The sequence below is a fragment of the Actinoplanes sp. URMC 104 genome (assembly GCF_051386375.1).
In the GTDB taxonomy this organism is placed as follows: domain Bacteria; phylum Actinomycetota; class Actinomycetes; order Mycobacteriales; family Micromonosporaceae; genus Actinoplanes.
Genome location: NZ_JBPQTO010000002.1, coordinates 2,716,482 through 2,734,212 on the forward strand (window position 1 = coordinate 2,716,482; position 17,731 = coordinate 2,734,212).

Annotated in this window: 16 protein-coding genes and 1 tRNA gene; 8 read left to right on the forward strand and 9 right to left on the reverse strand. The window is 68.9% G+C overall.

Going from position 1 to position 17,731, the window contains the following annotated elements:
• Positions 1-27 precede the first annotated feature (27 nt).
• Positions 28-717, forward strand: a complete 690-nt coding sequence (locus ACSNN8_RS13720; RefSeq protein ID WP_436649321.1) for an HD domain-containing protein — start codon at positions 28-30, stop codon at positions 715-717.
• 417 nt (positions 718-1,134) lie between these two features.
• On the opposite strand, the gene ACSNN8_RS13725 is transcribed toward ACSNN8_RS13720, so the two are convergent.
• From ACSNN8_RS13725 to ACSNN8_RS13735, 3 genes are all read right to left on the reverse strand, one after another.
• Positions 1,135-1,713, reverse strand: a complete 579-nt coding sequence (locus ACSNN8_RS13725; protein ID WP_436649322.1) for a hypothetical protein — start codon at positions 1,711-1,713, stop codon at positions 1,135-1,137.
• Positions 1,710-2,999, reverse strand: coding sequence for a hypothetical protein (locus ACSNN8_RS13730; protein WP_436649324.1), 1,290 nt, complete (start codon positions 2,997-2,999; stop codon positions 1,710-1,712). Before ACSNN8_RS13730 ends, ACSNN8_RS13725 begins: the two co-directional genes overlap by 4 nt.
• Before the next feature lie 79 nt (positions 3,000-3,078).
• Positions 3,079-4,131: a hypothetical protein gene (locus ACSNN8_RS13735; protein ID WP_436649326.1), complete on the reverse strand. Its 1,053-nt coding sequence runs from the start codon at positions 4,129-4,131 to the stop codon at positions 3,079-3,081.
• Between the two features lie 849 nt (positions 4,132-4,980).
• On the opposite strand from ACSNN8_RS13735, the gene ACSNN8_RS13740 reads away from it, so the two are divergent.
• From ACSNN8_RS13740 to ACSNN8_RS13750, 3 genes are all read left to right on the forward strand, one after another.
• The gene (locus tag ACSNN8_RS13740; RefSeq protein WP_436649328.1) at positions 4,981-5,328 is read left to right on the forward strand and encodes a hypothetical protein; all 348 of its coding nucleotides are present in this window, start codon (positions 4,981-4,983) and stop codon (positions 5,326-5,328) included.
• Positions 5,329-5,395: 67 nt separating this feature from the next.
• The gene (locus ACSNN8_RS13745) at positions 5,396-7,180 is read left to right on the forward strand and encodes an acyl-CoA dehydrogenase family protein (RefSeq protein ID WP_436649330.1); all 1,785 of its coding nucleotides are present in this window, start codon (positions 5,396-5,398) and stop codon (positions 7,178-7,180) included.
• Positions 7,177-8,001, forward strand: a complete 825-nt coding sequence (locus tag ACSNN8_RS13750) for an alpha/beta fold hydrolase (RefSeq protein ID WP_436649332.1) — start codon at positions 7,177-7,179, stop codon at positions 7,999-8,001. Before ACSNN8_RS13745 ends, ACSNN8_RS13750 begins: the two co-directional genes overlap by 4 nt.
• Before the next feature lie 5 nt (positions 8,002-8,006).
• On the opposite strand, the gene ACSNN8_RS13755 is transcribed toward ACSNN8_RS13750, so the two are convergent.
• Positions 8,007-8,465 (reverse strand): hypothetical protein, encoded by a 459-nt coding sequence (locus tag ACSNN8_RS13755; RefSeq protein ID WP_436649334.1) that lies wholly within the window; start codon positions 8,463-8,465, stop codon positions 8,007-8,009.
• A gap of 258 nt (positions 8,466-8,723) precedes the next feature.
• On the opposite strand from ACSNN8_RS13755, the gene ACSNN8_RS13760 reads away from it, so the two are divergent.
• Positions 8,724-9,992: an MFS transporter gene (locus ACSNN8_RS13760; protein WP_436649336.1), complete on the forward strand. Its 1,269-nt coding sequence runs from the start codon at positions 8,724-8,726 to the stop codon at positions 9,990-9,992.
• 331 nt (positions 9,993-10,323) lie between these two features.
• On the opposite strand, the gene ACSNN8_RS13765 is transcribed toward ACSNN8_RS13760, so the two are convergent.
• Complete coding sequence (locus ACSNN8_RS13765) at positions 10,324-11,097, reverse strand: hypothetical protein (RefSeq protein ID WP_436649338.1); 774 nt, start codon at positions 11,095-11,097, stop codon at positions 10,324-10,326.
• Positions 11,098-12,029: 932 nt separating this feature from the next.
• Here ACSNN8_RS13765 and ACSNN8_RS13770 point away from each other — a divergent pair.
• Together ACSNN8_RS13770 and ACSNN8_RS13775 are read left to right on the forward strand one after the other, a co-directional pair.
• Complete coding sequence (locus ACSNN8_RS13770) at positions 12,030-12,272, forward strand: hypothetical protein (protein WP_436649340.1); 243 nt, start codon at positions 12,030-12,032, stop codon at positions 12,270-12,272.
• A 186-nt stretch (positions 12,273-12,458) separates the two neighbouring features.
• Positions 12,459-12,530: transfer RNA gene (locus ACSNN8_RS13775), tRNA-Lys, on the forward strand.
• A 91-nt stretch (positions 12,531-12,621) separates the two neighbouring features.
• Here the strand turns inward: ACSNN8_RS13775 and ACSNN8_RS13780 are convergent.
• The 4 genes from ACSNN8_RS13780 to ACSNN8_RS13795 all read right to left on the reverse strand — a co-directional run bounded on the left by ACSNN8_RS13780 (position 12,622) and on the right by ACSNN8_RS13795 (position 16,309).
• Positions 12,622-14,085: a site-specific integrase gene (locus ACSNN8_RS13780; protein WP_436649342.1), complete on the reverse strand. Its 1,464-nt coding sequence runs from the start codon at positions 14,083-14,085 to the stop codon at positions 12,622-12,624.
• Between the two features lie 91 nt (positions 14,086-14,176).
• Complete coding sequence (locus tag ACSNN8_RS13785; RefSeq protein ID WP_436649344.1) at positions 14,177-14,431, reverse strand: helix-turn-helix transcriptional regulator; 255 nt, start codon at positions 14,429-14,431, stop codon at positions 14,177-14,179.
• Positions 14,428-15,408: a TRM11 family SAM-dependent methyltransferase gene (locus ACSNN8_RS13790; protein WP_436649346.1), complete on the reverse strand. Its 981-nt coding sequence runs from the start codon at positions 15,406-15,408 to the stop codon at positions 14,428-14,430. The genes ACSNN8_RS13785 and ACSNN8_RS13790 overlap by 4 nt, the downstream gene beginning before the upstream one ends.
• The gene (locus ACSNN8_RS13795) at positions 15,392-16,309 is read right to left on the reverse strand and encodes a hypothetical protein (RefSeq protein WP_436649348.1); all 918 of its coding nucleotides are present in this window, start codon (positions 16,307-16,309) and stop codon (positions 15,392-15,394) included. Before ACSNN8_RS13795 ends, ACSNN8_RS13790 begins: the two co-directional genes overlap by 17 nt.
• A 482-nt stretch (positions 16,310-16,791) precedes the next feature.
• Between ACSNN8_RS13795 and ACSNN8_RS13800 the strand changes: the two genes are divergently transcribed.
• A complete protein-coding gene (locus tag ACSNN8_RS13800) occupies positions 16,792-17,643 on the forward strand; it encodes a hypothetical protein (RefSeq protein WP_436649350.1) in 852 nt (283 codons plus the stop codon).
• Positions 17,644-17,731 lie beyond the last annotated feature (88 nt).

Sequence of the window (17,731 nt, forward strand, 5' to 3'; positions counted from 1 at the left end):
CGTGTCTCTGCGGCACAGCTACGGGTCATGCCGCTGCACGCCATCACCGAGGTCTACGGCGAGCCGGGCCTGCAACGCCGCCTGGCGGCCGAACTCGACCAGCTGGCCGGGCCGGGCCGCAACGCTGTCGCCGACGCGGCCGGCTGGGCGGGTGAGCTGCACGCCCGGCAGCGCCGCACCCGCGAACCGTACGTCAACCATGTCCTACGGGTCACCTTGCGGATGCTGTGCCACTACCGAGTGGACGACCCCGACGTGCTGGTCGCCGGGCTGCTGCACGACGCGGTGGAGGACCAGCCATGGGCGGTCACGGGCATCACCCGGCACGGGCCTCCCCCGACCGCGCAGGCCCTCGAGGCCATCGCAGCCCGGTACAACCAGCGGGTCGCCGACCTGGTCGCGGCGGTGACCACGCCGCCACGGCCAGAAGGCGCCGACCGGATCGGTCACTACACCGGCCATCTTGCCGCAGCACTCGACGCGCAGCCTTGGGCGCGGGTCATCAAGCTGTCCGACTTCACCGACAACGGCGTCGGCATCATCCATGCCGTCGGGCCGCTGCTTGCGCGGTCCGCCCGCAAGTACGACGCCGTCATCCCGCTGCTGCGCGAGCTGCTCGACCGGCCGGACACGCCCCTGCAACCGGCGGTGAAAGACCACATCCGCCGGCAACTCGACCGAGCCCAGCAACGCTTCGACGCCATCCTGGCCGCCTGACCAACGCCGTAGCCACACCACGACGGAAGGGGTCCACGACTGCACTGACACCCTGACGGCGGCGCGGCCTCAACGACGGCCACCTCCCGGCCATCCTGTCAAGCACGGTCTCCCTACGCGGCACCGCCGGCGTCGCCAAGGTCCAACTCATGAGGCCGACAGGACCGTCCTGGCGACCGCGACCAGCAGCTCGATCGTGTGGACGGTCAACAGCGCCCGGTTGGCCGAGGCCCGCACGTTCTGAATCATCAAGGCGACCGACAAGCTCGACAACACAGCGATGACCACCCAGCAGGTCACCACCGCCTGAACCGCACCGAAAAGTCCCCGCACCCGATTGATCGGTGCGGGGACTTCGTCGTGCCGCGAAGAGGGAGACGCGGCCTCGAGGGTCGGCCGCGCCGGGCGTGCAGGCGATTACGAGGTGGTGGACTGCTGCGCGCGGGTGACCAGGTCGGTGAACCAGGCCGCCTCGGCGACCGGCACGAACTCGGTGCCGGCCCAGAACGTCTTTGCCGCCGCCGTTGCCGGTTCGTCCAGGTCCGGCGCGCCGGTGACGTTGCCGGAAAACGACACGCTCACGTGGCCGAACGCCGGCTGCGCGCCCGGGACGGTCGTGCTGGGCCGCACGCAGACCTGGGTGCAACTGCCGTCCTTCGCCGCGGTGAACACCGCCACGGCCGACAGTTTCTGCGTCCCGAACTGGTAGGTGTCGGCGACCTGCGCCCCGGTGCCGCCCGCGTTCATCCGCAGCAGGTCCGGTGGCCGATTCTTGGGCACGTAGGAGAAGTTCTTCTCCCCGGCCGTGCGGTAGGCGTTGATATCCAGGACGTCCTGCAGCAGCTTGGCGTCCGGGACGGCCGGGTTGACCGGTGGGCCGACCGGGATCGCGGCGGGAGCTTCTCGTTCGGTGTCGCGCTGCTGCCACACGATGCCGGCGACCGCGGCGACGATGATCACCACGGCAGCGATGATCAGCGTCCGGGCTCGTTTCATGGTTGTCCCACCTTCCCACATCTGCTCATATCGGAGAACCAGTGGCGCGGGTTCTGCGTGGTGACCCGGCGCCCGGTGGAGCCCACGGGCCACGTCGCGGCAAGCGTTCCGGGCGCGGACATGTCTTTGGCCCCGGCGATCACACACACGACCGGTTTCGGGCGGTGCACGCTGGCGTGCCTGCCCTGGCACGGTGTCGCCGCGGCCAGCACCCTGTGGATCGGGTCGTGATCGGCGGTGCCGGGAACGCCCGGGTAGGCCTGGCAGTACTCGTCGGTGTAGGCGACGAACGCCGGGCTGACGTCGTACTCGCCGATGCGCATCCACAACGCGTCGGACAGGTCACCGGCTTTTTGGTCGTCGACCGTCGCCGCGGCCGGTTTCCAGCCCAGCGGCGCTGCCGGGTTGATCGCGGCGGTCACCAGCGCACTGGCCACGTCGAAGCCGGTGACCGGGACGCTGCGCTGGCTCACCGGTGTCGCTTTGGCGACGTACCGGTCGATGAGCTGCCCGGCGCGGGTTTTCGCCTGAGTGACGGTGCGGCAGCCGCTGCACTGCGCGGCCAGCGACGTCCACAACTGGTCGGCGCGGGCGGTAACCACGGTCTGGTTCGCGGTGCCGGGTGCGGCGGCGGGCCTGACCAGCACAGCGGTGCCGATGAGATCGTCAACGTAGGAGTACCGGACCGCGCCGAACGACAGCGCGGCCATGTCGATGCGAGCGAGACGTTCCTGTGATCTGATCTCAGTGAGCACAGCCCGGTACGTGTCGCGGTTCCAGCCGTAGCGGCCCTGGCCCCACGGGCACTGCAAAGCGGTCGGCTGCGCGGTGCCGGTGGTCCAGTTCTGCCGGACGGCGGTGTAGAACTGCTTTGAGCTGGCCTGGCACGCCGGGTCGGTGACGCCGTCGACCCAGGGTTCCTCGATCAGCAGCAGCGCTTTGCCGTCGGCGAAGGCGCCGATGTCGGTGCGGAACTGCTGTTGGTAGCCGGGTCCGAGCACGCTGGACAGGCTGATGCCGGGCCCGCCGACGTCGACCAGCAGAGCATCGCCGGTGCTGGTCTGCCCGCTCAGGTAGTACCGGTAGGCGCGGCCGGCGACGTTAATCTGCCGGCAGCCGTCGACCGGGGCGTCCTTGCACAGCGACGCCGGCGCCTCGGACGTTGCGGCGGCCGGGGTGGTGCGGGCCGGGCCGGCCGTCACCTTCTGCGAGCATCCTGCCGACAGCAGCGCGGTCAGCACGGCGGCAGCAGCCACCACGGCGCGGATCGTTGTTCTCGTTCTCACCACGTTCTTCTTTCACCGCCGTGCCGGTGAGCACCCCGCGAAGGGTGCCCACCGGCTGAAGTCCCGGAACCGGCTCAGCTCACCAGCCGGTGTCGGTCCACTTGATGTCGGCGGTCACGCCCGAGTGCGCCCAGTCGGAGAACGTCGCCCAGATGTAGTCCGCGAACTGCGGCGTGTAGCCCTCGTTGACCCGGTAGGTCGACAGCGCCTCGACGGCCTGCTGGTCGCTGGTGTGCCCGTCCCAGTCCGCGCCCATCTCCAGCGACGAGCTGCGGCTGGTGATGCCCTTCACCTTCGAGCAGTTGCTCGTCGGGATCGAGATGCTCGCACCACCGTAGGAGAAGCCGATGCTGGCGCCGCTGCCGCACGTGTTCGCCGAGCCGACCGGCGCGTAGTCGATCATGTTCTTGAAGTTGCCGGACGTGCCACCCCACGGACGCGACCGGACGGTCAGGTCGTCGAGGTTCTTGCCGGTGCCCTTGGCGTCGGCGATCCCGCGGCGGGCGTACGCCCAGAAGTCCGCCCCGGATCGCTGCGAGTCGGTGAACGCCGGCTTCTCCCCGGCCTCGGGCAGCACGTACTTCCAGAACTCGCTACGCAGGTACTGCACGTCGTACTTGAAGTTGATCGCCGAGTTCACCGACGTGGTGATCGTGATGCCGCCGGAGTTTGACAGCTGATAACCGCTGTAGCTCGGCGCACCGGCGAAGCCGATGACCGGTCCGGCCGCAGTCGTCGTGGCGGTGCCGGCTTCGTGGGTGATGAGCCCGGCCGCGGCCGCCTGGCCGTAGCCGCCGGCGTACCGGCCGACGTTGAGACCGTCGATGACAGTGCCGACGCTGCTGGAGGCGATGACCGACCCGGTCGGGTCGGCGACGGTTTCGACCTTCTTGGAGTCCAGGGTGCGTCCCTGACGGGCACTCCAGGTCACGTAGTCCGACTTCGACGCCGTCATCGACTGGCCGAGGACGGTGTCAGCGGACGCGGAGAACCGCAGACTGGCGCGTCCGTACTTGGTCACCGTGGCCGTGGGTTCGGCCGGTGCGGCCGACGCCGGCGCGGAGACGGCGACAGCCATACCCGCCGACAGAACCGCCGCGCAGGCAGCAGCCAGCGGAATCGTTTTGCGCATGAAAAGTGTCCCTTCGCAGCTGCCCGGCCCCGTGCCGGAGCAGCTCCGACGACGATCTTGGTCATCGGTGGAGCTGACTGTAGATTCGCCATGACGATCTTGGATATAGCCGCAAACCGTTGCCCACGATGATCTATGTCTCAGGCTTGACAGTGAGACAGGGACACTGCAAAACCGCTGGTGGTGCTACAGAAACCGCGCGAGCGGGCACAGAAATCGTGGGCACGCTCCCAGGACCGTAGAGCGCGCGCGTACCAACGACAACGCGTCTACCGGTGACGGTCTCGCCGCAGCGGACGGTCAGAACATCGCGAAAAAACGGGCCGACGGGCGCGCAGAAATGTTCGGTTTCGGATCCGCGCGCCCGGCGGCAGATCCGCGCGCCGGTCCGGGCCAGCCTCAGGGTTTCTCCGAGGGCGGCGGCCAGGGAGGCGAGGCTGCAGCTGGCGGCCGCGGCCCACAGGGTGAGCCGGGCATAGCGCTGCAGCTGCGTTTTAAGACTGTTGCGGATGGCCGCGCTCCTCAAGAGAGGCCACGAGCCGTTCGCGCCACCACCCGCCGCGTCAGGCCCCCGGGCACGAGAACGAATGTACTCATGCAGCTCCTATCCGTTTCGCGGTTCTCGCACTTTTCACCCCGGCAGGTAAGGGAGCGAGTCCTTCCTTGTCCGGGTTGAATCTAAATGGACGCCACCTAACTTTACAAAGGGGCACTCAAAGTTCCAGAGTTGATTTTGTGATCACATCCCCGATTGTCTGACCGGCTCATTCGAGTTCGCTGATCGGCCCACTTCCTATGCCGCACGCATTGAGATACGTTCGTGGAAATTGGTCCTTCGAGGGAGCTGTCATGGGTAACGCATCCCCCACCGTCGTCGCCACCGATACTGAGGTCCTGGTCGCCAAGATGCGGCGGCGCGTCAGCGCCCTGCAGGCGCTCATCCACCGCTCCAAGGAGAGCAAGAATTTCTCCGACGAGCTCGTCGGCCGTCTCGACACGGCGTTCGCCGCTGCGCTCACGCTGTTCGACCAGATTGAGGCGGACAAGCTTTCCGCGTTCGATGCCGAGGTCGAGATCGGCTCTTTCGCCGAGACCGCGTTCGCTCAGTTCGACGATTGCCAGAACGGCAATCTCGAGATTTCCCGGTCGTTCCTGTTCGGCATCACGCCGCAGATCGTCGAGCTCCGCAAGAAGTAACCGTCGCGCGTCGGGTGTGGCGTCTCCCAGGCTGGGTGGCGCCATTCTCGTTGTTCTGGAGGCGATCGTGACCGAGGCCGGCATTCACCTGACCGCCTACCGGGAAGCTCAGCGCATGGAATTGGCGCTCGGCGACCCGAATGTCGCCGCAAACAGCGTCTCGTTCGCGGCGGCGCTCGGGGCCGACGAGGCGGAGCGCCTGCCGGTTGAGGGGTTGGCCGCGCTCCGCTCCCTGGGGTGGCGTCCCCATCTGGTTCCGGCCGCCGTGGGTGGTCGTCTGCGCCACTGCGAAGAGTTGCTCATGCTTGCCCGGGTCCTGGCGCGCCGTGACATGGCCGTGGCGGTGAGCGAAAGCACCCAGCTGTGGGCGCTGCCCGTCTGGATCGCCGGAGACGACGCGCAGAAGAGCGCGCTGGCCGACGCAATGGTGGCCGGCGAGGTCGTTCCCAGCCTGGCCTATTCCGAGGAATCCCACGGGGCGGACCTGGGCGCCAACGAACTGACCGCAGAGGCCGACGGCGACGACGCCTACCTGCTGACCGGACGCAAGTGGCCGATCAACCACGGAGCCACGTCCACCCACGTCGTGCTGCTGGCCCGCACCGGGCGGCCCGGCAATCCGTTGGGGCATTCGCTGTTCCTGGTGGACAAGGCCCAGGTGGAGCCGCATCGGCTGAACGCCCTGCCCCGGGCCGCGACTCACGGGCTCCGCGGATGCGACATCAGCGGTGTCGCCTTCAACGGCGCCCGGATTCCGGCTGGCGCGCTGCTGGGTCCGCGGGGGCGCGGTCTCGAGCTGGCCCTCCGGGGACTGATGCTGACCCGTACGTTCTGCACCGGGCTCTCGCTTGGCGTGGCCGACACGCAACTGCGGATTACGACCGGTTATCTGACCCGCCGCCGGCTCTACGGCGGGGTCGCATCCGACATCCCGCAGGTCCGGGAGACGCTGGCTAACGCGTACCTCAGCCTGCTCATCGCCGAGTGCGCCTCCATCACCGCCATGCGGGCCATGCACCTGTACCCCGAGCAGGCAAGCAGCTGGTCCAGCCTAGTCAAGATCGGAGTAACCCGGCTCGTCGACCACAGCGGTCAGGCGCTCGCCGGGATTCTCGGGGCCCGCTCCTACCTCCGGGCTCAAGAGCATCAAGGTGTCTTCCAGAAGATGCAGCGCGACGGTGCCGTGGTCACGATGTTCGACGGCAGCGAACCCGTCTGCCTGAACAGCCTGGCGACGCAGCTGCCCTCCCTGGCCCGCGCCGGGACCGGCTCGGCCGACGACGATTGGACGCTCCTGTACGACCTGCGCGCGGTACTCGACGACTTCCGGCCCGAGCGGGTGCAAGCCTTCCACCGGGGACGGAACGCCGTGCTGGCCAGCCTGCCGGCCCTGCGCCACCGGCTGGACGCGATGCGTCCCGACGCCGGCTGCGACGCCGAGCGTCTCGACCACCTCCGCACACTCGTCCACGAGTTGGAGAAGCGGCTCGGCGCCCTGCTCGACGAGGCTCGCGAACTGACCGAGGGCATGCCGCGCATCCCCGGCAAGAACACCCCGACGCGTCTGCTCGCCCTCGCCGGCCTGTGCAGCAGCCTGCACGCAGCGGTCACGTGCCTCGGCCTGTGGCTGCACAACCGGGACCACCTAGGCCCCTTCTTCGCCGGCGGGGCCTGGCTGGAAGCCGTCCTCGCGCGTCCGCCCGGGCACCGCTTCGACCTCGGCGATCTGACCCCGGCCGCGACCGACGTCCTCTACGACCAGCTGACCTTCCAGCACGCCGAGTCGCGCTATTTCTCCATTCTTCCCCTGGCGCAGGCTGCTCCGGGGTCCCGCCAGCAGAGCCCGGCATGACCGGCCACAGGAAGATCACGGCGCGCGGGCTGACCTTCGACGTCCACGAGGGCGGTCCCACCGGCGGCGAGCCGGTGCTGCTCCTGCACGGCTTCCCCCAGGACCATCGCGAGTTCGATCTGATCCAGCCCCGGCTGCACGAGGCGGGCCTGCGCACCTTCGCCGTGGACCAGCGTGGCTACTCACCGGGCGCACGCCCGGCCGGTGTCGCCGCCTACCGTCTCTCTGAGCCGGTCGCCGATGTCGTCGCGGTCATGGACGAGCTCGGTGTCCATTCGGCGCACGTGCTCGGCCACGACTGGGGCGCGCAGGTGTCCTGGCTGCTCGCCGCGCACCATCCAGAGCGGGTGCGCACGCTGACCGCGATATCGGTGCCGCACCCGAAGGCGTTACGTTCAGCCGTACGGGCAGAGGCGTCACAGCGGGCCCAGCTCGCCTACCAGCGGGTGTTCCGGTCGCCGGACGCCGAGCGGTTGCTACTGTCCGACGATGCGGCGCGGCTGACCGAGATGATGCGGCCGATCGGCTCGCGGCGCGAGCTTTACGGCAAGGCGATGCGCGAGCCCGGCCGGCTGACCGCTTGCCTGAACTGGTACCGGGCGCCCGCCGACCCGGCGGCCGACATCGGGGCGATCACCGTGCCGGCCACGCTCGTCTGGAGCGACGAGGATCCGGTCTTCGGCCCGGTCGCCGCACGGCACACCGCAGACTTCGTGGAGGCCGACTATCGCCTGGTCACGCTGACCGGCGTCGGCCATTGGGTGCCCGAGGAGGCGCCGGACGCGTTGGCACGGGCGGCGCTGGCGCGCATACATTCATGACATGCTCAGGACAACGGTATGTGCGGCAGTGCGTCGATAAACTGGATGAGCGCGAGCGCCGAGCCGCCGAACCGTTCGCGGACCCGCCGCTGGACGGCGCGCACGTCGTGGCCGGGCAAGAACTCGCGATCGGACTCCCCACCGCACCCACACGCGCACGGACGGAGAACGAGAGGCCGCTCTTCGGGCAGATCGCGGTAGCCGACCGGGTTGTGGCTGCCGGTGGTGACCGGGTCAGGCTGCGCGAGATACGCCTCGCGAAGGGGATGGTCGGCCGCCACCAGCCGGCCCTTCACGGCGATCCGGGTGCCGGCCGGGGTGTCGTGCTCGGTCAGCCCGATAATCTCAGCAATTGCCCGGACGACGCCCTCGCCGACGACCAACGCGAAGCGTTGCCGCCCGATCCGGTCTTTGTTCACTTTCCACATGCCCCGTCCGGATTCCCACGCTTCCTCCTGGGTCATTCGCGGAAAGTAGCCGACGTGCTCCCGGCCGAGAGGGTCGCCGACCACAGTGCGATAGCTCCCGAGTTTGAACCGGACCGCCATGTAGCTACCTCACTAAATCACGAGAGCTTCCATTCTGCAGCGATAGACCGGCATCACGTCCAGACAGATCAGCGGGGTTCTTACTTACCTAGCGGGGCATCAGAAGTAGACAGTATCTCGCCTCCGGGCCCTTTCGGCACCTCGCCGAATGACCTCTTCCCAGAGCTGCCGGTCTTGAGGTACTTTCCGGAAAACGACGTTCACCGAGGGAGCCGCAATGGCCATTGTGGACAATTCCGCGCCATTTCTGCTGCGAACTGGGGAAGAGTAGTCGTCGCGCTGCGCGCCGGCCGCGGATTTGTGCTCCTGACGACCGGTTTCGGCATATCTCAGCTGGGTGACGCCATTTTCGGTGTTGGGCTCGTGGTCGCGGTCTACACCTTCTCCCAATCCACCCTGCTGGCCGGCGCGGTCACGGTCGCGCGGGTGGCGCCGGCGTTGCTCGCCGCCCCGCTCGCCGGGATTCTGGCCGACCGCCACTGCCGGTTCCGGCTGCTGCTGGGAGCCGATCTGATCCAGGCCGCACTGATGATGCTCTGCGCGGTCACCGCTTACACCAGCCGGTCCGCGGTCGGGCTTCTGATCCTGGCCGCGGTATCACAGGCGGTCGGCGCGGTCCGTCCACCGTCGCTCGTCGCGTCCCTGCCCGGTCTGCTGAGCGCCGACCGGCTGGGCTGGGCCAACGGGGTCCGGGCCTTTCTCACCGAGTCCGCGTTTATCGTCGGCCCTCTGCTCGCCGCCGCGCTCCTGGCCGCCGGACCGCCCGGCGCCATCTTCGTCGCAAACGCGACTACCTTCCTGCTCTCCGCTGTAACCCTGGTCGCCATCCGAGATCGCACCGCCTTCCGGCCGGAGAAGCAGGTCGTCGATCACCCATCGGAGCTTCCGCTGCGAAGCGCGTTCACGGCCATTCGCCAACGACCGGGCGTACGCGGCTGGGTGGTCGCCGATGTGCTGGCCACCATGGTCTACGGAGCCCTGACGGTCCTGCTGCTCACCCTCCCGGGCAGCGAATACGGCCTAGCCTTCGGAGCCATGGGTGTCGGCGGGATGATCGGCGCAATCTTCGGCTGGCGCCGCATCGGCGGGCCGGTCGAGGCCGCGATCGTGCTGGTGCTTCTCGCCGCCCTGCTCCCAGTCGCCGCCTGGTCCCTGCGCGACGGCCTGACACTGGCATTGCTGGTCGTGATGGCCGCCCTTGGTGCTCTCAGCACGACGATCGAGGTGCGCACGGACACGGCCATGCAGCAAGGCCTCCCGGCCGCGATGCTCGGCACCGCAACGGCGCTGGTCCTGGTGACCGACGGCGCGGCCGCGATCGTCGGCGCTCAGGCCGTGGCTGCCACCCTCGGCACGACTTCTGCCGTCGCCGTGCTCGCCTGTCTAGTCGCCGTCGGCAGCCTGCTAGTGGCACTGCCGTTGATCAAGAGAGGTCAGCGGTGACCACCGGCTCGGGGCGGCCAGTCAAGACGGGAACTCGGGGAAGATCTCCATTGCTCCGAAGCGAGCAACTGCGCGGCGAACACCAGCGGAAATTCACCCAGCAGATCGCCGCGGTGCTGGCCACGCCGCGCACCACGGCCGGTCATCCCGCGCAGCCGCGGCCGCCGCGGTCCTGCCGCCCGACCCACCTGACAGGCACACACCGCACCTTCGACCGTCACCGGAGATTCGTGATACGTACGGGACCGAACGCGCTCATCGGCAGAGGCGGACGTCCGATCATGCTGCTCTCACTGAGTGATCGGGTGAACCTCCGAGTAAGGGAGTGGGGTCACATGGCCGGTGCGGGGACCAGCCGGGTGCTGCTGCGCCGGCCGGCCAGGACCCCGGCCGGCAGCAGGTGGCGAAGTTCGGCGGCGCGGGTGGCGGCTTCCCCGGCCGTACGGCGCAGGCCGCGGGCAGCCCGGTCCGCAGCCCCCGCGTCGCGCCAGGCATCCTGCTCGGCCCGGGCGGACAGCTCGTAGCGCCGGCGCCGGTAGTCCGCCGCGGCCCGGTGGACGATCAGCTGCTGCTCGAGCGGGTGCAGGCGGGCGTCCCAGCCCCCGCGGCCGGCGAGGGCGTCGGCCAGCGCGGCGGCCGGCAGGTCACCGCGCTGGACCGCGCCGGCCACCGCCTGGTGCAGGAAGCGCTCGCGGGCCGCGTACTCCTCGCAGGTCGGCACCGACCACGGCGTGCGGAACGCGGCCGCCGCCCGGCTGTCGCGCAGCCGCGCGTCGGCGTCGAGCGACGCCTGCCAGTCCGCGGCCTGCTGGGCGTCGGCGTCCTGCCACCGCTGCCGCCACTGGCCGGCCGCGACGCCCGCCCGGTCGGCGGCGGCCCGCACCTCCGCCGCGAACCGCACCGCCTCGACGGCCTCCTGCGACGAGGGTCCCGCCGGCTTGCTCCGGCGCAGCGCGGCGAACAGCTCCCGCACCGCGCGCCCCGGCTCCCGCAGGACCTCGGGGTTGCCCAGCAGCAGCACCGCCGGCACGGTCAGCACCAGCAGCGTCCCCCAGATGACCAGCGGGGTCGGCTCGGTCAGCAGCATTTCCGCAACCACGTTCATGACAGCAATCCATCCGCGCGTCGACGAACGCCGACGCAGGGATCGCGGCGGCGTGCTGGGACCGCCGCGGCGCTATGGTGCGCGGACGGTCAGACGGCAGCCGCGGGCGGCGCGCGGGAACTGCGGACAACCGGGGAGAACTGGTCGGACAGGGGCGTCGAGCGGTCGGCGACGCCGGGCTCGGCAGGTTGGGGAGAGTCGGTCGCATCCAGTTCGGTCTCCGCGGACGCGGTAGCGGACGACGCTACGGCGTGATGCGCGGCTGTGGCCGCGGAACTGCGCGGGGGAACCGGTGACACCGGGAACGGCCAGGCCCTTACAAGCGCCGAACAGCGCCAGGACCATGACCAGGAGAACAGGCAACGCCCGCAGCACACTGCGCCGGGGTCCGTTTGCCATGCCCAAAATGTACCAGTCAGTCGATCTTGGACGTGCTCAACACAACGCTCGCACTTCCGAGCTTTGCGCAGCCGGCGACTGCCTTCGTCACCGGCACCATCCTGAGCAGCCCAACCTTCAATATCGTCCTGCCGGAACCTGACGCCATGCACCTCGCTTAGGCGCCCCGACACAGCTATGAGCGCTCCCGCACCCACGAGACCCCATCTGCGAGACACGCCCAGACGGCGGCGGGCCGTCAACTCGGTCACGCTCACGGAACGCGCGGCGCCGTGGCCATGAAGCTCTACAGTGGCGGCGTGGCTAGATGGTCGGGGACCCGGCCGGTGGGTGCGGATGGCTATCCAGTTAAGCCGCATTGCTGCCGCCAGCCGGGATCCCCGTCAACATCGACATTGCCGTTCGAGCAGGTCAGCGGCAAGGCGATTCGGGTAAGTACAGACTTGTAGTTCACCCGTAAATGCCGGTTCGATACCGACTTCGCCCTCACCATCCGAGTTGCTTTTTTCGTACATGCGTTCTAATTTCGCGGGATGGCGGAGCGGATCGAACACCACTTCAACCGCAGGTACCACGCCGCCCGGCGCGACATTTACCTGATCCGCACCGAGACCGGATGGCAGGTCGTCGGCCGCATCGGCGGCGTCGACGGCAAGGAAGCCGCCCACTACTACGACGACGAGGCAGACGCCCGCCGCATGGTCGAACGCATGCGCCGGACGGCGCCACCCGGAGAAGACAATTGGGCGCTGATGCCCCAGCCGCCGAGCCGCTAACGGCGAAGGCTCAACGAGACGGTAACCACGCCCGGGCCTCTGACCCAGTCCAGGTGCCCCTCGAGCGGCAAGCTGGGCAGCCCGGCAGATCGAATCTCCGACTGAAACGGTTACTGACCTGGAGTCACGCGCGCGCCTGTAGTACCCGACCGCTCCAGCTGAGCCTCCCAGGTACTCTATGATCGCGGGCCGCTAGCTCAATGGCAGAGCTGAGGACTTTTAATCCTTAGGTTCGGGGTTCGAGTCCCCGGCGGCCCACCTCTCTGAGCTGCGGAAACGCTGCTTCTTCATCGACCGTTGCTGCTTCTGGTCGCTCCATTTTGAAGGTGATGGAGCGACCAGAGGCGACTTAGCTGGCCCGGCGAATGGTGCGGGGTACTAGGGCGGCGGCGGCTTCGGCCTTGGCTCGTTCGGTCTCCAGTTCGTGGATGACGGACGTGTAGGTGTCCGAGGTGATGGTGATGGTCGAGTGTCCAAGCATCTCTTTGATGTCTTGAAGGTCGGCGCCGGAGGCTTTGAGGAAGGTAGCGGCGCAGTGGCGTAGGTCGTGCAGCCGAATGGGCGGTAGGCCTGACCGTTTAACGAGCTTGTCGAACCGCTTGGTGACGGCGTCGGGGTGCCACGGTGATCCGTCGGGCTGGACGAACACTAGGCCGGTGCGGGTCCAGGTAGGGCCGTTGACTAGTTGCCATGTGGCGCGGCGGGCGAGGTGGGTGCGGGTGATCGCGCTGGTGGTCTGGTCGAACATGATGGTGCGGTCGCCGGCTTCGGTTTTGACCTTCTTGGTGATCGGCTGGTATCCGTCGGTGGTGATCTGCTGGCTGATGACTGCGGTGCCGAGCTCGAGGTCCACGTCGAGGTCGCGCAGGCCGATGGCTTCGCCGCGGCGCAGACCGCGGTGGAGCATGAGCGCGTACAGCGGGTAGAGCAAGATGTCGTGGTCTTCGGCGTAGTCGAGGAATTGTCCGGCCTGCTCGGGGGTCCACACCATGACCGGGCTGGGCTTGTGTCCGGTGGCCTTCCAGTGCTTGACAGCTGCCGTGGTCCATACTCGGGCCTTGGGTCGCTTGCCGGACGGTAGTTCAACGTGAGCGGCGGGGTTGAAGTCGATGAGCCGGTGAACGCGGATGGCGTCGTTGAGCGCCTTGCGCAGGGTGGCGCGGATGCGGTGCATGCTGGCAGGGCCGGTGGTGCGGTGCCCTTTGACGCTAGTCCGAACGCTGGGGTCGTCGCTGTCGCGAGCTGTTTCGATCGCGATGTTGCGGTCGGTGATCGCGGTGAACATGGCCTTGATGTGGCCGACGCTGAGCTTCTCCAAAGGGATGTGCCCAAGGTGAGGCTCGAGGTGGTTGCGGAGGTGGCCGTCGTAGGAGCGGGTCGTTCCTGCTGCGATGCTGCGGCCGGTGAGCCATTCCCGCAGATAGTCACCGAGCAGGACGGCGGTGGTAACAGGGATGCCGGCTTTGACCCGGCGGGCGATCATGTTCCGGTCGGGCAGGGGATCGGCGGGCTTGACCTGCTCGAGGAGGTCGCCGATCTCGATGGTGAGATCACGGTTGTCGCCGGCAAGGGCGAGCAGGTTCAGTGCGCTGTCGCGTTCCTTAGCTGCGGCGTCGCGGTTGTCGAATCGGTAGCGGCGCATCTGACGCCGCCGCCCGTCGAGGCTCTTGGGCAGTTCGAGTTGGTAGGCCCAGCGGCCGTGGGTGGGGTGCCAGGCGCCGCCGCGGCGGCGCAGGTTCGGACAGCGACTGCCGAGTCGTCTGCCGTCGTTGTCTTTACAGGCACAGTGTTTGAAGACGGAGCCTTCTGCCATGGTGATCCTCCAATGGCGTGCACGCTGCAACGCGGCGGGGCCGAGCTGCGGATTCCTCGGGATAGATCCACGCTCGGCGCCCCGCGGCTGATCAAGTCGTTCCGTGGCATTCGTCGGCGCGATCCGCCGGTGGTAGGCGTAGCGCTGCGATGATCGGCGCGGTGGGTATCCGGTAGCGGGATCCGAATCGCAGCACGGGCACCGGGAACTCGTCCCGTTGCACGAGCTCGTACGCGGTGGATCTGCTGATCCCGAAGATCGATGCAGCGGTCGGCACATCCGTGACCGGGCCGAGCCCGCGGATGCTCTCCTCGGTCCACACCTTCTCGTCCGAGTTCGCCGTCACGCGACCACGTCCCTGACGCCGGCCGTTCCCGGCATCGGGGGCGCCTGAAATACGAGAACGTCCTCGTGCGCGATCAGATGCATCGGCGTGCCCGCTCGGCGGGCCTTACGGACCGCCTGGAGCTGGAAGAAGCTGGGACGGGCGACCAGATGGTCGTCGCGGACAGCCGCGAGCAGAGCCACGCACCGGTCGACCGGGATCAACCCCGCCCGCAGGCCGGCGCCAATGACTGCGGACGGCAGGTCGACCAGCTGGCCCTTCTTGCGCCATGGCCGGGCGGTCACCACGACCATCCCGCCAGGACGCAAGAGCGTCGCACAGCCGGCAAGAATCTGCGCGAACCCGTCGGCCAAGCCGGTCAGGTCGCGGTAAGCAAGATTCCCGCGATCGGTGCCGTCGTTGTAGGCGTTGTCGAATTTGTGGACGCCGTCGTCGCCGGGATGGACCAGACCGTGCACGGTCGGCCCGTACGGCGGACTGGTGACGACCAGGGCGACCTGCCCGGTCAAAGCAGCGGGGACCAACGAATGGATCTGTGTGGCGTCGCCGCGGATGACCCCGGCCCGGCCGGTTGCTCCGTGAGTGTGGGCGTGCTTGATGTTGGCGTCGGCGATGTCCGACCAGCGCGATTCGTACTCGATGCCGAACGCATCGCGGCCGGCGTGCACAGCTTCGACGAGGGTGGTGCCAATGCCGCACATCGGGTCGAGCACGAGGTCGCCGGGCTGGGTGTAGCGGGTGATGGCGTGCGCAGCGATGGCGGGCAGCATTCTGGCGGGGTGCTTGACCGACTCGGCCACGTAGCGGCCTTTGCGCTGTACTGGCCCGGTCAATTGGGCGGTGGCCCACACTGACAGGTCGTCCGGCTCAGCGGTGCGGTGCCGGCCGTCATATCCGGTGTGCCTGCCGGCGGGTGTGCCGGCTGTAGCGGGGCCGGGTTCGGGGGTGGTTGTGCGCGGCTCAGCCACGGTGACCACCGCCGTGCTGGATGCCGCTGTGGTTACCGCGGCCGGTGGTCGGCTGCGGGATCTGGCTGAACACCAGCAGGTCCGCGTGCACCCGCAGGTGCGTGGCCTGCCAGTCGCCGGTGGCACCGGTGAGGGCGAGAAGTTCCTCGTCGGTGGACAGGTGGTAGATGAACGCGTCGCCGTCGGTATCGGCGGCGACCGCGACGATGTGCTGCAGGTAGCCCAGGCGCATGCCCGCGGCGGCCTGCACCACATCGGAGAAGTCCTCCGGCGCCGACCGGGTGCCGGTCGCGGCGGCGACGACGAGGAGCAGGCAGCCGCCAGGGCGCAGCAGCTGCGCGCACGCCGTCAGTAGCCAGCCGAGCCGGACTCGATTGCCGGCCGCGCCGGTCGTGTCGAGCGGCCAGCAGGCGACCACCAGGCTGGTGACTCCGTGCAACGACCCATCGGCGCGCATGTCGATCGGGGTGCCGGCCGGGTGCAGGGCCTGGTCGGTGAGGTCGTTGCCGAACCAGGCGGTCAGCTCCGGCGGATCCTGCCGGTCGTCGGTGGTCTCGAGCGGGCCGTCGTCGGCAGGCAGCGGACTGGCCGGGCCGATGATCATGCTATCGGCGTCGGCGAACCAGGCCGGGTGGTGCTCGCGGCCACCGATCCCGCAGACGTGGGTGAGGACGTGCCCGTCGGTGAGGTCGACGACGATCTCACCGGGGCGGGAGTAGGCGGCGATCAGCCGGGCGGCGAGGCGGGCGCCGATGCCGCGGTCGGCGTCGGCCTCGGTGCGGGCAGTGCGCCACACGGTGATCGGGACCGGCGGGTCGCCGGCCACCAGGTCGGTCTGTGCCGTGTCGATCGCGGGCCGGTCGGTGGGGTCGGTTGTTGCGGGATGGGATGTCGGGGTGTGCTCGCTCATGAGGTGGTCGGCTCCGCGCCGCACCGTGATGCGCTGACCCCCTCACAACGGTTGTTGTGCGTTGTGGCGAACACTCGTCGATCTGTCAGCGGTCCACCAGAGGCCTGACAGCAGGGCGCTGTCGGAACCCTCGTGATGCCGGCGCAGCGCTCGCAGCCGCGTGTCACGGCCGGTGTCAGAGGGCTGTGAGACGCCGGCGCAGGGCTCGTTGGCGGCTGGCAGGTCCGGAGAGGGGGCGTCCAGGCGTTGTGTCGCAGCCCCCTACAGGCCAGTTCAGCGCCGTTTGTCGGAGACGGTGCCAGGTCCCGTGAGCCGTCCGGCGCCAACCCCACCCGGTTAAGCCAGACGGCTGACACCGGCATTGACCTGGGCTGTCGGTATCTCGTCGGACCGTTATGGCGCACTCGGTGGCGCACTATGCGCGGCGCCCCGGTCATCGGGAGCTGTCGCCGACCTGCCGCCTCGATCATGGAGTTTTCTCGATGACCGCCACTAACTGGCCCGACTCGCCGCTGGACGCCGTCGACGCCGCGTTCACCGCCCTGAGCAGCGAACCGAACCCACTGGGGCTCGACCTGGACCCAGTCCGCGACGGCACCGACCTGCCCGCAGGGTGGATCACCCTGCGGGCGCTGGACCGATGGCTGCTCAAGCACCCCCGCTCGTACGCGGCGCGGGACGCGGTGTGGCGGGAACTGATCCGCCGTGCCCGCCTCGACGGCCCGGCCTGGGTGATCGCCGCGACCGCGCTGGCTCTGCCCGCCCTGCGCCGCTACGCCGGCCAGCTCGCCCGCGGCTGGCTGCATGACAGCCACGACCTCGACGCCGAGATCCTCACCGGGTTCCTGGCCGCGCTGCGCGACCGGGTCGACCTCATCCGGCCGGCCCCGTACGCAGCGCTGTGCAAAGCGGCGTGGCGCGCCGGCTACGAGCTACGCGAGCGGGACGGCGCCGAAGCCATCCCGCTGCCAGACGACATCCTCGAGCAGGTGACCGGACCCCGCACCCCCAGACGGCCATGGGGGCATCCGGACCTGCTGGTGCGGCGGGCAGTGCAGCTGGGCATCGTCGACGCGTGCGACGAACAGCCGTACATCGATCTGCGCCTGGGACACCGCGCGATCGAACCCATCGCTGCCCGTCTCGGCCTGCACGTCGATGCGCTGCGCCGCCGCGCCGAGCGCATCGACGCGCGTATCGCCGAGGCGGTCAGCGACGGCTCCCTCACCGAGACCACGTCCCCTCAGCTGCAGGCGCACTGGGCGCAGAAGGCGCAGCAACGCCAGCGCATCCGAGCCGGGCGCCGCACCCCCACACCGTTGCGCGTCGCATGAACCAGCGAATGCCAACCTCATGTGGGCCCGACAAAGCTGTCGGGGCCGCCGTTGTGCCGCCTGCCCCTAGCCTCGTTCGTGAGTTTGA